15 protein-coding genes are annotated in these 14,595 nt (G+C 36.0%); 6 read left to right on the top strand and 9 right to left on the bottom strand.

The features are described from left to right. Nucleotides 1-81 precede the first annotated feature (81 nt). The 3 genes from FG27_RS15185 (at nt 82) to FG27_RS15175 (ending at nt 2,110) form a co-directional block, all read left to right on the top strand. The gene (locus FG27_RS15185) at nt 82-678 is read left to right on the top strand and encodes a superoxide dismutase family protein (protein ID WP_037320575.1); all 597 of its coding nucleotides are present in this window, start codon (nt 82-84) and stop codon (nt 676-678) included. A gap of 98 nt (nt 679-776) precedes the next feature. Then, nucleotides 777-1,307 (top strand): RNA polymerase sigma factor, encoded by a 531-nt coding sequence (locus FG27_RS15180; protein ID WP_037320572.1) that lies wholly within the window; start codon nt 777-779, stop codon nt 1,305-1,307. Beyond that, on the top strand, nt 1,307-2,110 hold the full coding sequence (locus FG27_RS15175; protein ID WP_037320569.1) for an anti-sigma factor domain-containing protein: 804 nt from the start codon (nt 1,307-1,309) through the stop codon (nt 2,108-2,110). Before FG27_RS15180 ends, FG27_RS15175 begins: the two co-directional genes overlap by 1 nt. Nucleotides 2,111-2,421: 311 nt before the next feature. Here the strand turns inward: FG27_RS15175 and FG27_RS15170 are convergent, their stop codons facing one another. The 6 genes from FG27_RS15170 to FG27_RS15145 all read right to left on the bottom strand — a co-directional run bounded on the left by FG27_RS15170 (nt 2,422) and on the right by FG27_RS15145 (nt 8,192). Continuing rightward, nucleotides 2,422-3,177 carry a LytTR family DNA-binding domain-containing protein gene (locus FG27_RS15170; RefSeq protein WP_037320566.1) on the bottom strand — a complete coding sequence of 252 codons (756 nt, stop codon included), beginning with the start codon at nt 3,175-3,177 and terminating at the stop codon, nt 2,422-2,424. A 24-nt stretch (nt 3,178-3,201) separates the two neighbouring features. Continuing rightward, nucleotides 3,202-3,516, bottom strand: coding sequence for a 2TM domain-containing protein (locus FG27_RS15165; protein WP_037320563.1), 315 nt, complete (start codon nt 3,514-3,516; stop codon nt 3,202-3,204). Continuing rightward, nucleotides 3,516-4,862, bottom strand: a complete 1,347-nt coding sequence (locus FG27_RS15160; protein WP_037320559.1) for a histidine kinase — start codon at nt 4,860-4,862, stop codon at nt 3,516-3,518. Before FG27_RS15160 ends, FG27_RS15165 begins: the two co-directional genes overlap by 1 nt. Then, nucleotides 4,859-5,497 (bottom strand): hypothetical protein, encoded by a 639-nt coding sequence (locus FG27_RS15155; protein ID WP_037320557.1) that lies wholly within the window; start codon nt 5,495-5,497, stop codon nt 4,859-4,861. Before FG27_RS15155 ends, FG27_RS15160 begins: the two co-directional genes overlap by 4 nt. 10 nt (nt 5,498-5,507) lie before the next feature. Next, nucleotides 5,508-5,924, bottom strand: a complete 417-nt coding sequence (locus tag FG27_RS15150; protein WP_037320554.1) for a DUF2141 domain-containing protein — start codon at nt 5,922-5,924, stop codon at nt 5,508-5,510. Nucleotides 5,925-6,035: 111 nt separating this feature from the next. Beyond that, on the bottom strand, nt 6,036-8,192 hold the full coding sequence (locus FG27_RS15145; protein WP_037320552.1) for a carboxypeptidase-like regulatory domain-containing protein: 2,157 nt from the start codon (nt 8,190-8,192) through the stop codon (nt 6,036-6,038). Between the two features lie 173 nt (nt 8,193-8,365). Between FG27_RS15145 and FG27_RS15140 the strand changes: the two genes are divergently transcribed. Next, nucleotides 8,366-8,800: a hemerythrin domain-containing protein gene (locus FG27_RS15140; RefSeq protein ID WP_037320549.1), complete on the top strand. Its 435-nt coding sequence runs from the start codon at nt 8,366-8,368 to the stop codon at nt 8,798-8,800. Between the two features lie 108 nt (nt 8,801-8,908). Here FG27_RS15140 and FG27_RS15135 read toward each other — a convergent pair whose 3' ends face one another. Next, the gene (locus FG27_RS15135; RefSeq protein WP_037320548.1) at nt 8,909-10,216 is read right to left on the bottom strand and encodes an NAD(P)/FAD-dependent oxidoreductase; all 1,308 of its coding nucleotides are present in this window, start codon (nt 10,214-10,216) and stop codon (nt 8,909-8,911) included. A 223-nt stretch (nt 10,217-10,439) separates the two neighbouring features. On the opposite strand from FG27_RS15135, the gene FG27_RS15130 reads away from it, so the two are divergent. Continuing rightward, nucleotides 10,440-10,934, top strand: a complete 495-nt coding sequence (locus FG27_RS15130) for an RNA polymerase sigma factor (RefSeq protein WP_037320545.1) — start codon at nt 10,440-10,442, stop codon at nt 10,932-10,934. A 6-nt stretch (nt 10,935-10,940) separates the two neighbouring features. Beyond that, nucleotides 10,941-11,579 carry a membrane protein gene (locus FG27_RS15125; protein WP_037320543.1) on the top strand — a complete coding sequence of 213 codons (639 nt, stop codon included), beginning with the start codon at nt 10,941-10,943 and terminating at the stop codon, nt 11,577-11,579. 79 nt (nt 11,580-11,658) lie between these two features. Here the strand turns inward: FG27_RS15125 and lpdA are convergent, their stop codons facing one another. After that, nucleotides 11,659-13,065: a dihydrolipoyl dehydrogenase gene (gene lpdA / locus FG27_RS15120; RefSeq protein WP_037320542.1), complete on the bottom strand. Its 1,407-nt coding sequence runs from the start codon at nt 13,063-13,065 to the stop codon at nt 11,659-11,661. Between the two features lie 88 nt (nt 13,066-13,153). Then, nucleotides 13,154-14,512 (bottom strand): NAD-dependent succinate-semialdehyde dehydrogenase, encoded by a 1,359-nt coding sequence (locus FG27_RS15115; RefSeq protein WP_037320539.1) that lies wholly within the window; start codon nt 14,510-14,512, stop codon nt 13,154-13,156. Nucleotides 14,513-14,595: the final 83 nt, after the last annotated feature.

Here is a 14,595-nt window from a genome sequence, read left to right as displayed (position 1 = left end):
TTAACCTATCCTTAAAACTTTGGTAAAGCATTGGGATAGGCTTAATTTAGTAATGTTTAATTTAAAACTAATCAATAGATTATGAAAAGAATAAGTTTATCATTAGTATTTTGTGCCTCTTTATTTATAATAGGTTGCAAAAACGACAAAAAAGAAAATGATACTGAAAATGCTACCGACACAGAAATGAACTCTGAAATGGAAGCACAGGATCAAGAGGAAGAAACTAAAGAAATTACTGTTCCTTTAGAACCTAAAAGTGGTAGTGAATTAGGTGGTGAAGTAACTTTTACCCAGGAAAATGGAGAAGTTACTATGGAAGCAACCATCACCGGTTTAGCCGAAGGTAAGCATGCCATCCATATTCACCAGAAAGCAGATTGTTCTGCTGAAGATGGAACTTCTGCCGGTGGTCACTGGAACCCTACCAACGAAAGACATGGTAAGTGGGGAGATGCTGAAGGGTATCACAAAGGAGATATAGGTAACTTTGAAGTTGATGCCAATGGAGAAGGAACTGTTAGTATGATTACCGATGAATGGTGTATAGGTTGCGATGACGATAATAAAAATATTGTCGGCAAAGCTGTTATAGTACACGATGGGGTAGATGACTTTACTTCGCAGCCTTCTGGAGATGCAGGTACCAGAGTTGGGTGTGGTGTGATAAAAATGTAATATTTTTCCATATTATTTTAATAAAAAGCGGCTAGTTGCCGCTTTTTATTTTTTTCAGGGAGAATATTTATCTACTTTTACTGTGCAAGCCACTATATATGCAACAAGACGCTTTAATTTTAGAACTTCAAAATGGTAACGAACGTGCGTTTGAGCGTATATACCAATTATATTCAGAAAGTACATACGGAATTATTTACAGTATAATAAGGGACGAGGCGATTGCCGAAGAGGTTCTGCAAGATGTATTTTTAAAAATTTGGGATAAAGCGCCAAGCTATAATTCTGATAAAGGACGATTTTTCACCTGGATTCTTAATATTGCAAGAAATGCCTCTATAGATAAAATAAGGTCTAAAGGATTTAAAAACGATCAACAAAACCTTAAGACAGATAACTTCGTAGATATATTAGAGTCTAAAACTAATTTCTCTGAAGCAGTAGATTCTATTGGACTTAAAAAATATATTGACGCGCTAAAGCCGGTTTGCAAAAAATTAATTGATTATCTATTTTTTAAAGGCTATACTCAAAAAGAAACTTCAGAAGAATTAGATATGCCTTTGGGAACTGTAAAAACCCGCAATCGAATTTGTATCGATAAACTAAGAGCAATGGTAATTAAATAATGGATATTCAAAAGTACATATCGTCTGGAATTCTTGAACTTTATGTTTATGGAGCGCTTTCTGAAAAAGAAAGTCGTGAGGTTAGTGCTTTACTTAAAAAATATCCAGAAGTTAAAAATGAAGTTGAAGAAATAGAAAGAGCTTTACTTAACCTTTCAGCTGCAACTGCTCCCAATAATGCTGAACATTTAATAGCTACTATAAAAGAAAAATTATCAAACACTCAGAGACAACCAAAATCGGAAGAAACTCCGGTTAGAAGCATTTCCTGGATTACCTATTCCGGTTGGGCGGCTAGTCTATTGTTACTTATAGGACTTTTCGTCTTCTTTAATAGAACCAACGAATTAAGGGAAGAGTTAAGCGCAGCGCAAGCCAGAAATGCCCAGATGGAAGATCAAATTGCAAATGCTCGCGAAAATGCTGAAAAAGCTGAAGAATTGCTTGCGGTGATTAGAGATAAAAACGTGCAACGCATCCCATTACAGGGTCAGGAGGTTGCTCCTGAGGCCTTTGCTTCTGTTTACTGGAATACTGAAGAGAATATCGCTTATATAGATGCAAAAGACCTACCAGAACCTCCACGCGGAAAAGTTTATCAGGTTTGGTCGCTTACTATGCAACCCCTCACTCCTACTAGCATGGGGCTACTGGCAGACTTTGAAGCAGACGACAATAAGATTTTCAGTCTTGAAAATCCTAACCAATCGGAAGCCTTTGGAATTACTTTAGAGCCTGAAGGCGGTAGTGAGTCACCAACTATGGAGCAATTATATGTTCTAGGAACGGTAGCCGCTCCATAAGTTTTTCACATTACCAAAATTTAATCCCCAAACCCAGGCTTACTTCAAATTAAAAATTTTTCTAAAGGATGATCTCTTGCTTGAAGGTTTACTGCAGCATTCTTTTAAATATTTAAGTAAAAGAGAATTCAAAAAAATGAAGGCCTACCATACATCTAAACGGCAAACCTTCACATAACCAACCAAAAAATAAAATTCAGAAAACCGGGGGGCTAACTAGAACAAAGCTGTTTGTATATTCCCGACTTTCATAATATTTACGTACAAATTAGTACAAGGGTTTTGATTTCTCGAAATTTTAACTTTTCAGCCTAAGAAATCCAGTTTTTAAAGTCTCGCACTCGCTCCCGACTAACAATAAGCTGAAATTCACTAAACACTTTCACTTTAACCTCTAAGCGACTATTGGTATAGCTAATAATATCTTCTATACAGTCAATGTTCACGATAGCTTTTCGATTAATTCTGAAGAATTTATCGGGATCCAGATCCTTTTCTAAGTTTTCAAGCGAAACATCTAACGGGTAATTTCTACCTGAAGTAGTAGTTAGATACGATGCCTTATTTTCAGAATAAAAACAGCAAATGTCGTTAGCAGGGATGATTTTTAGATGCTGACCCACCTGAATCGTGAAACGGGTTTTATAATCTGGTTTATTTCCTGTTTCCAGGATTTTTCTAAAAGCATTAAAATCTATATGTGGTGACTTTTTGAGGTAATTTTCTTTAAATTTTACCACTGCATTTGCCAATTCTTCTTCATCTATGGGCTTCAACAGGTAATCAACACTATTCAACTTAAATGCTTTTAGAGCATATTCATCATAAGCCGTAGTAAAAATAACGGCGCTTTCGGTCTCCACTTGGTCAAAAATCTCAAAGGAAATCCCATCACTTAGTTGAATATCCAGAAAAATAAGGTCTGGATGATCATTAGAATTAAACCAATCCACAGCTTCAGCTACAGAATGCAACATAATGGCAGTTTCTATATTTAGTCTGGAGAGCATGCGCTGCAATCTTCTTGCTGCGGGCTTCTCATCTTCGATAATTATAGTTTTGGTCACAATAAATTTTATAAGTTCATAATTCTATTTCCAGATCTTCTTTTTATCCCGATCCATTATTTCCTGGATTTTGCGTTCTTCCCAATTCTTTCCAAAGATCAAATTAGGTCCAAAAACACTAGCCCAATGAGCAAACAATCCAATACCCCAAAAAAAGAAAGTGGTATAGTTTGATAAATTGGATAAGCCACTTATGAATCCTTCATTCTGAGTGGCCACTACAAAAATGGCGATATTTATGAATAGGTAAACCACCAGGTGAATATAAAACCCTTTAATATTTTTCACCCTTTTTTGAGCTGACTTATAACTAAAATTCTCTTTATAATTAGTTTTCATTATTTCCAGGATTTTGTTTTTAATTTATCCTTATCCATTATTTCCTGAATCTTGCGCTCTTCCCAGTCTGAACCATAGCCAAATACGGAGAATCCGTGAATTGCTAGACCAATTCCCCATCCAAATAACGGAAACCAGAACCATTGGAACGCCCAGTATGTGCTATAATTTATGAAAATTAAAAATGGGATCACCACGCAATAAGAGATCAAATTCCCATGAAATTCTTTCATCTCTTTTACCTTCTGCTTCGCTTTAAAATAAGCATTTTCCTCATTAATTTCGTTGGTTTCCATGATTGATATTTGTCTGGTTAATACTGGAATTTTTACTCTAAAAATTTCTTCGGTTTGATCTATTAATACTTTTCTCTGGGTAATCTCATTGTACCTATTTACAATATTCTGTAAGCCCACTCCTTTTCTATTACTCAGTACTTCTTTTTTCTGATAATTGTTCTCTACTACGAGAAATTCGTCTTGTTCATAAATTCTTATCTTGAGAGGGCGTTTTTCACTTACAATATTGTGTTTAATGGTATTTTCCAATAGAAGTTGAAGGGAAAGAGGTACCACCTTAGCTTCCTCATTTGAAATCTCCACGGGTATTTCAAAATAAATGCTGTTTTCGAAACGCATTTTCAATAATTTCATATACGTATTAGCAAATTTCAATTCCTCCTCAAGACTCACTAATTCTTTATTTTTTTGCTCCAGAACATATCGATAAATCTTAGACAAGCCGGTTGTAAATCGTTGCGCTTGATCGGGATTTTCATCTATAAGTGAAGCCAGCACATTAAGGCTGTTAAACAAAAAATGCGGATCTAATTGATTTTTTAAAGCATCAAATTTCGCAGAAGCCGCCCCGGCGATAATTTTCTGTTCTTTAACCTTTTTTTCCTGCCTGTGTCTATAAAAATTAACTAGGTAGAAAATAGATCCTGTTACAAGCGTAATTATTACTGAGATCCAATAAAAGGAGACTTTTTCACCTTTTAAGAATTCAATAAAGTTTGCTCCTTCCAGAACGTATTGCCAGTAAAACCTTAATAAAAATATCGTAAGTAAAGTCAAAATCACAGAAAGCATAATCGTAATCAGCAGTTTCGGGAACTTATAAAATTCCTTTTGATATTTTTTCGTAAAAAAAATAAACATAGCTGCATTAGCCAGATAAATAAAAACACTATAGGACAGATTTATCTTATAACTCTTCCACAGGTATTTATCAAAATCAATTTCCTGTCCCTGGAATATATATATCAATAGAAAAACTGCGAATATTGCATTCCCAACTATAAATGCCTTTCCTAGTTCTTTTAAAATTACTTTGAGTAAATTCATTGGTCCTTACAATTATTCTGTAAAATCAATTTTGCACGATCTTCACCCCAGCTGGGATAAAATGCACCTGCGCTTTTAAATTTAGAGAAAAGTTGTAAACTGCGTTCAATATCTGTGCAGTACTTTTTCGGGTCTTCTCCAAAAAATCTTGCTGAACCCATCTCCCATTCTGCATTGGATAAAACTACCCGGGGATTTTCAGGTGCAATTTCCAGGGCATTCTTATAAATAGAACTTACCTTTCCCGAGAGTTTCATCCCGTAAACAGAAGGATCTAAAGTTATATAAGAGGTATGAAGCATCGCCTGCAAAATCATAATTTCTACATTTTCCTGTTCACTTAAAGACATTGCAGTATTCAAATGATTTTGGGCAATTTCCAGAGTCTTTTCTTTTTTTGCCAAATCTTTCATATCAAAACTTTCAATAATTTTGATCTGGGCTGTATAATAATATGGAAGCCAGTTATCCCCTTCAGCATTGGCTATTCTTTCAAAAAGGTTGGCTGCTTCCTGGGACTCGCCACTACTCCATAGTTCAAAAGCCTTCTTCATTCCTGTTTCAAATTGTTGCTGAGCTGTAAGGCTATGAAAGCAGGAAATGAAAATAATCATTAGCGAAAATAAATTTTTCATAATATCAGTTTTAAAATATATTAATTGACTGTACTTCGATATCTCCATTTTTTAAGGTAAATTTTGCGTCTTTCCATTTAGGAGGGCCAAATTTAGCCGGGGCATTGTTTGAAGTTGCATAATCCTCTGCAGGATAAAAGCCAAGGTGCATATCAAGTTCCCCGTCATTATCTTCGTCATGAAAGGCAGAAATGGCAAACTCACCATCTGGCAGATCTGTAAAAACTGCATAAGCCTTACCGTCTTTAATTTCAGTTTTTAAGGTTTTAAAAGTTTTTTCTAACCAGTTTTCTTCAGAAGAATAAAGTCCAAATATTGCTTTACCTTTATCTGATTCAAAGCCAGAAATACTAACTTCTACTGAATTTTGTGCTCTAGCTAGCACAGAGAAGATTAGGATCAAAAAAGTAATAATTAGTGTTTTCATTGTATTGATTTTTAAATTATACTTCAAATCTGGTTATTATTCAGCCTAATTAAAATTTTGATTTACTGAACTGTAGATTTCTATTTCTGAATTGAATTTCTTCAAATTTTTCTATAGGTTATTTAACTGGTTTTTATTCTTATCTACACTTATGGTCCAGAAAAATCCAAGAAAAACAAACCTATCCGCTGCTTGTTGTATAGGCCTGGAAATAAAGTTTCCATTGGTATCGGGGGTGTTGGAATATTGATACCCAAAAATATTATTACTTCCCATAATATTGGAAATAGAGAAGTAGAGGATCTTTTGTTGTGAAATTAAATATGCCCAGTTAAAACTCAAATTATTATAATTTTTAGTCCTTTCATTAAGAAATCCAGGAGTATTAGGATTTTCAAATGGTCTGCCACTAGAAAAATTATAGGAAAATCCTATCTGGCTTTGCCAATCCTCAATCCAGTATTTGGTCACCAGGCTGGCAGCATGGTTTGCCACAAAATCTGGGGTAGCTGAAACAGGGTAATTTCTATAATCTCTTTCAGTATCAATAAAACTGTATGATAACCAGTATTCTAACCGATTTATAGTTTTATCATCCCGGAAAAATAAATCCAGACCCCTGGCATAACCTACACCCTTGTTGGAATAAGAACTATTAAATTCTGGACTGGCAGTATCGAATTTCACCAAATCCGAATAATTTTTGTAATACGCTTCAGAGCGAAATAAATATCCCTTTTTAGAATATTGATAGTTTAAAATAAAATGCTGCGCTTTCTCGGGTTGCAAAGATTTGCTATACTTTAGATAATCTGCAACAGGTTGTTGGTGATAATTCCCGTATGCCAGGGAAATCTGCTGACTATGGGTAAGCTTATAAGCAGCAGCAAGCCTTGGGGAAAATTCAATTAGATCATTAAACTTTAAATAAGAACTGCGCAACCCAGCCTTTACAGCAAACTTTTTTGAGAAAATAAAGTCAGATTCAATAAATCCGGCGAGAATATTATTGGTATAACTGGCTGAAAATATTTGTGAATCTTCCATGTAATCCTCCATAAAATCGGTATAGAAATATTCCAGACCAGCGTGAAATTTTAAACGATTATTATACCTCTTTGTGGTTTTTAATTTTAAATGGGCTGCATTCTCACGATTTTTTAAGGTAACTTCATCAATAAAAATTTCATTGTTAGCCCTGGAAAAACTAAAACCCGGGGCAATTTTCCAACCCTGGCCTAAGTTTCCTTCGTAGGAAGTATTTGCGTATAAATTAAGATTGGTCAAATCAACTAAATTTCTACCGGTGAAATTCTCGTCTGGTTGATATATTTCAAAGTTAGTTCGGTCTAAAGCTGTGTATAGTTTGAATAAGCCTTTACTGGTTTTTTTTCTGAATACTGCTTCGCCGCTTAGATTTTCAAAAGGTTTCTTAAATTCAAAATCTGGATTATTGGGAATAAGTTCCTGATAGGGCGAGAGGTTAATATAGGTTGTATTTATACTAACCGAGCTGCTGTCCCATTTTTTAGTATGCCCCAAACCCGCACCTACCGTCATAATTGAAATATCAGTTTGATTTTGATCTGGTTCATCTATAGTTGCTAAAGTTAATACACTGGACAAGGCTTGCCCATATTCTGCTGAATATCCACCGGTAGAAAATGAAATTCCATCAAAAAGAAATGGAGAATACCTTCCCCGGGCCGGAAGGTTTTGGGCGGTGGCAGTATAGGGCTGAAAAACCCTGAGTCCATCAATAAATATTTGTGTTTCTTCAGCAGTGCCCCCACGAACAAAAAGCCGACCATCTTCCCCCACTGCTTGTGTACCGGGTAAGGTTTGTAAGGCCGCAATAAAATCTCCTGCCACACCAGCCGTGGTGACCACATCTAAAGGCTTTAGAACAGAAGCCCTGGATTGATCTCCGGCAGAAAAACTTCCCGCATTAAGTACTACCGCATCCAGGGAATTTACATCTGCCCTCAAACGAATTTCTAACTTGTTCATTTGTGAAATTTTAGATTTCAGTTCTGTGGATTCAAAAGCTATAAAACTTATCACCAGGATTTGTTCACCATCGAGAGTACTTGTAAAACTGAATTTCCCATCTTCATCTGTATTTCCACCAGCATATGAATTTTTCAAATAAACATTAGCGCCTCCAATAGGATTTCCAGACCTATCTGTAACCCTACCAGATATGGTGTGTTGAGCCACTGAAGTAAAACTCATAAAAAGGAAAAGAAAACATACAGATAATTTCATGACTCATAATTTTATAAGTCAAATTTGATATTAAGGGCCGCTAAACAAAAAAGAATATAACCGAACTGAAGAATTTAAGGACTGAATTGATAAAATTCCAGATTATCATAGAATTTTAGGAAATAAATTTCAAGAATTTAAATATCTTACAATCTAATCCAAAAAATTAAATAATGACCATTTTTGAAGCTTTACGCCAGGAACATGAAATACAGCGAAACCTGGTCGCCAAACTGGTAGAAACCCACGGCGATACCGAGGAGCGCAAAAAGATCTTTGAGCAATTAAAACACGAATTAAAGATTCACGCTGATGCGGAAGAAAGGCATTTTTATATCCCTCTTATTAAGAAAGACCTTACCCAGGAAAAGGCCAGGCATAGTGTTGCAGAGCACCACGAGATGGATGAACTTATTGAACAACTTGAAGATACAGAAATGGACGCTTCAAACTGGCTAAAAATAGCCAAGGAGCTTGAACATAAGATTATTCATCATTTAGATGAAGAAGAACAGGAAGTTTTTCAAATGGCCGGAAAAGCATTAACTGATAATCAAAAGACTTCGCTTGCTTCAGACTATAATAAGGAAATTAAGAAGATGAGGTAATTCTAAAAAGTTAGATTCTGAAATTAATTCAGAATGACAATTTTATAAACAAAAAAAAGCAGTTAAGGGAAAAATTCACCTAACTGCTTTTTTTGTTTTATCTCTTTATTATATCTCTTCTTTATCTACTTTCATTTGGTTTTCATAACCTTTAAAAGGTCTGATAATTAATCGGGCGGCCTTATCATAATTCCAATAGTTGTAAAGCCAGTTAAAGAAGGTAACCAATCGGTTTCTAAACCCAATAAGGAACCAAAGGTGTACAAACATCCAGATAAACCAAGCGAAAAAACCACCAAAAGATCCCTGTTCTAAATCTACAACAGCTCGGTTTCTTCCCACAGTGGCCATAGTTCCCTTATCTTTATACTTAAAAGCTTCCAGTTTTTTACCTTCCACAATATTCATAATATTCTTTGCTAAATGCTTCCCTTGCTGAATTGCCGGTTGAGCAACCATAGGGTGTCCTTTCGGGTATTCTTCTGTTTGCATTAGCGCAATATCCCCAATTGCAAATATATTCTCGTACCCATTTATTTGATTGAATGCATTAACTTCATATCTATTAGCTTTTTCCACCATTGCAGCAGCATTCAGGCCTTTAACTGGCGCACCGGTAACACCGGCAGCCCAAATAAAAGTTTCAGTTTTTAAGGATAAATCTGTATTGGTTGTTACCAGGTGCCCGTCGTATTCTTCCACCATGGTATTTAGATGAACTTTTACCCCAAGCTCTTTAAGAAATTCGTGAGCTCTTTTAGAAGCTTTCTCACTCATTGGCGGTAAAACCCTATCTAAACCTTCCAATAGATGAATATTCATCTCATTTGGATTAATATCGGGATAATCATTGGGAACAATATGATTTTTTAATTCAGCGATAGCTCCACTAAGCTCTACGCCTGTTGGCCCCGCTCCTACCAAAACAAAGTTTAGCAATGCTTTTCTTAATTCGGGATCATCGGTAATTACGGCCTGTTCTAAATTTTCCAGGATCAAACTTCGAATATTTAATGCCTGTGGAACGGTTTTCATCCACATCCCGTTTTTCTCAATACTTTTATTTCCGAAAAAATTAGTTTTTGATCCCGTAGCAATTACTAGATAATCATAGATCAAATCACCGATGGAAGTCTCAATTAAACTCTTTTCAGTATTTATAGATTTTACCTCGGCCATTCTAAAAAGACATTTCTTACTATTACGCGTAATTTTACGCATAGGATAGGCAATGGAGTCCGGCTCCAGGCCAGAGGTGGAAACCTGATATAGTAAAGGCTGAAAGGTATGATAGTTATGGCGATCTAAGATTACCGTTTGCACATCTTCGCCAATTAGTTTACGAACCAGTGCCATACCGGCAAATCCGCCGCCTATAATAACGACTCTCGGTAAATTTGTTCTTGGAATATTCATAAAGGTTGGTTTTACTCACTAAGTGAGATTTAAAATACCCTATTTATAGTTAAGTATGAAAGATTTTATTTAAAAAAATCATCATAGACTATACGAAAGGGAATAACTCAAATTTAAGTTTTCTCCTGCTTTGTCAGAAAAAATAAGGCGGCATTAACTATACTTTATACTTTTTTGTAACATTGCAGGCACATGTGATACATATAAGTGCTAACCAACTATTGTGAATAAGGAATTAGAACATCAGTTTGTAACCAACCTGGAAAAGCACCAGAACATTGCGCATAAAATTTGCCGAATCTATACGAACGATCAGGACTCACATAACGATTTATTTCAGGAAATAACCATACAACTTTGGAAAGCTTATCCCAAATTTAGAGGAGAGGCAAAATTTAGCACCTGGATGTACCGTGTAGCCCTGAATACAGCGATTACTTTATATCGAAAGAAAAAAAGAAGTATACCGACTCAAGATTTTGATACTGTAGATTTTAAAATTAAAGCTGAAGAATATGATGATGAAACCGAGCAACAATTAAAGGTGATGTATGCCGCAATTCAAGAATTAAACGATATTGAAAAAGCCCTTGTTTTCTTATATCTCGAAGATAAAAATTACAGGGATATTTCTGAAACCCTTGGTATTACCGAAGTAAATGCGAGAGTGAAAATGAACAGGTTAAAAACAAAATTAAAAAATATTTTAAATCCGTAGAGAAGAATGGATGGACTGGATTTATTGAAAAAAGACTGGAAGAAAAGGGAAGGCAATATTCCTCAACTTTCCTACGACCAAATTTACCAAATGCTCTGGAAGCGTTCATCTTCTATAGTGAAGTGGATCTTTGTTATTAGTATTATTGAATTTTTATTCTGGGCACTTATAAATCTCTTTATGGCAGATAAAGATTATTGGAATCAAATAGATCGTCTGCACCTTAAGGAATTCACAATCGCAACGTATATAATTAATTATGCCATTACTTTTTTCTTTATCTATTGTTTTTATAAAAATTATAGGAAAATTTCTGCTACTGATAATGCATCCAAATTGATGGAAAACATCTTGCGCACCAGGAAGACGGTTAAATATTATATAGGTTATGTTTTGATCTCCACCGCGCTTACTTCACTGATTTTCCTGTATTTATTTATGGATTTTCATATGAAAAATACGGTAGTCGAGGATATCGAAGAATACAGTTTCAGTCCCACACAATGGTTAATGTTTGTAGGAATAATGATTGGTATTTTCGCTATTTTTCTTGGTTTAATTTGGCTGTTCTACCGCGTTGTGTATGGTATTCTGCTTCGAAGATTGAATAAAAACTATAAGCAATTGAAGAAATTGGAAGTGTAAAACTATCTTTTAAAGAATTAAAAAAGTGGCTGTTTGAAATTAAATCAAACAGCCACTTTTTATTTAATAAATTTTTAGTCTAAACGTGAAGCGCACGGTTATCTGTAGCAGCCAGCGCTGCTTCCTTAACGGCTTCAGCATAAGTTGGGTGTGCGTGGCTCATTCTTGCTATATCCTCAGCAGAAGCTCTGTATTCCATTGCAACAACAGCTTCAGCAATAAGATCGGCGGTACGAGCTCCAATCATGTGCACGCCTAGAACCTCATCGGTCTTTTCATCAGCAAGAATTTTTACAAATCCGTCTGTATCTCCACTTGCTCTGGAACGTCCCAGCGCGCGCATAGGGAATTTTCCTTCTTTATATTTAACACCATCTTCCTTAAGTTGTTCTTCGGTTTTTCCTACGGAAGCAACTTCAGGCCAGGTGTATACAACACCCGGAATTAAGTTATAATCAATATGTGGTTTTTGTCCGGCGATAGTTTCAGCAACAAAAGTTCCTTCTTCTTCGGCTTTATGAGCCAGCATCACACCTTTTACCACATCACCAATAGCATAAATATTATCTGTATTGGTTTGCAGATGTTCGTTTACCTCAATTCTACCTTTATCATCAACTTTTACTCCCGCAGCATCAGCATTTAAACCATCGGTAAATGGTCTACGTCCTACAGAAACAAGACAATAATCAGCTTTTAATTCAATTTCTTTATCTTTCTTATCATCAGCTTTTATAATGATCTCATCTCCATTGCGTTCAACCGATTTCACTTTGGTAGAAGTATGAAATTTAATCCCTTGTTTCTTAAGTACTTTTTGAAGTTCTTTAGAAAGGGCACTATCCATGGTAGGCGTAATTCTGTCCAGGAATTCTACAACAGTAACCTCAGCTCCTAAACGACGGTACACCTGACCTAATTCCAGGCCAATTACACCACCGCCAATTACTACCATATGCTTAGGAATCTCCTTTAATTTTAAAGCTTCAGTAGAAGTAATTATTCGTTCTTTATCAAGTTCGATAAACGGAAGGTTAGCCGGTTTTGAACCTGTAGCGATAATTATTTTTGCAGCTTCAATGGTTTCAGTTTCACCATCGTTTTTCTCAATATTGATGTGGGTTTTATCTTTAAAAGATCCTACACCTTCAAAAACATCAATTTTATTTTTATCCATCAGGAACTTTACTCCATCGCAAGTTTGACTTACTACTGAAGATTTACGTTCCATCATTTTCTCAAGGTTTACTTTTACCTCACCTGGAATATCAATCCCATGTTCTTCAAAATGCTTTACTGCATCGTGATAATGATGTGAAGAATCCAGCAGAGCTTTACTTGGAATACAACCAACATTGAGGCAGGTTCCTCCTAAAGTTGAATATTTTTCTATGATAGCAGTTTTCATTCCCAGTTGCGCGCAGCGTATAGCGGCCACATATCCTCCAGGGCCAGAACCTATAACTGCAACATCATATTTACTCATAATTTTATATTTTGTGTTGATTTTTGAACAAAGTAAACACAAAAGTACAACTATTCGTGGCAATGACCAATGCTGAAAAAATTATGCTTTAGGCTTTAACATAAACTGTTTTCTTATTAACAAACTCCATCATTCCATCTTTTGCTAACTCGCGTCCATAGCCAGATCGCTTAGTTCCGCCAAACGGAAGCCTGGGGTCTGATTTTACCAGTTCATTAACGAAATAGGCGCCGTCACTAACCTTATCAGCCATTTGCATAGCTTTTTCAATATCCTTTGTGAAAACCGTAGTGCCCAGTCCAAACTTTGATTGCTCTGAAAGTCGAAAAGCCTCTTCAATATTTTTTGCTTTGATCATTGCTGCCAGTGGGCCAAATGTTTCTTCATCAAAAGCAGCCATTCCCGGTTTTACATTTCCAAGGATAGTAGGTTGGTGAAAACATTCGTTTTGTTCCCCACCCAATAGTAATTCTGCACCATTTTCTAAAGATTTTTTAACCTGGCTTTGAAGTTGATCTGCCAGATCTTTCCTGGCAAGTGGACCAACCTGGGTAGTATCCTCCATAATATCACCGGTTTTTAGTTCGCTTACTGCAGCCTTGAATTTAGAAACAAATTCATCATATATTCCTTCCATTAGAATAAAGCGCTTCGCAGCGATACAGCTTTGTCCGCAGTTTAACATCCTGGCAGTTAGAGCAGTATTTACAGCCTGGTCAATATCTGCATCTTCCCAAACAATAAAGGAATTATTACCTCCCAATTCCATCAAACTCTTTTTAATATATTTACCGGCAAGTTGTGCTACTGCAGCTCCCGCAGCTTCACTTCCGGTTAAGGTAACCGCCTGGACTGCATCGTGAGCAATGATAATTTCGGTTTGATCGTGATGCACAATTAAATTCTGAAAAACCCCTGGCGGATAACCCGCTTTTTTAAAAACGTCTTCGATCATTGAAGCACATCCAAAAACATTTGGAGCGTGCTTTAAAATACCGGTGTTGCCGGCGGTAAGTGTAGGCGCTGCAAACCTAAAAACCTGCCAGAATGGAAAATTCCAGGGCATGATAGCGAAAACACTTCCTATAGGGTCGTGCCTTACATAACTGTGGGTCGCATCTGTTTTTATTTCTTCCTGCTGAAGGAAATCTGAAGCATTTTCAGCATAATAATCACAAACCCAAGCGCATTTGTTAACCTCTGCCCGGGATTCAGAAATTGGTTTTCCCATTTCCTGGGTAATCATTTTAGCATATTCCTCCAGGTTATCTCTTAATACCTGCCCAGCTTTTTGTAAAAGTTCGGTTCTGTAAGAAAGCGGCTGTTTACTCCAGTCTTTAAAAGCTTCCCCAGATTGATCAAGAGCCTTTTTTGTTTCTTCCCTGGTTTGTGCCGCATATTTTCCAACTTGCCTGCCATTGTAAGGGTTTACGCTATAAAATTCCATTGTGTTTTATTTTTTATGAACTATTGAACTAGAATTATCTGGAAGAATATTAACTAAAAAAACCTGATGAAATAAATAGGAGA

Source organism: Salegentibacter sp. Hel_I_6, assembly GCF_000745315.1.
Classification (GTDB): Bacteria; Bacteroidota; Bacteroidia; order Flavobacteriales; family Flavobacteriaceae; genus Salegentibacter.
This window is presented reverse-complemented; position numbering and strand designations above follow the sequence as displayed.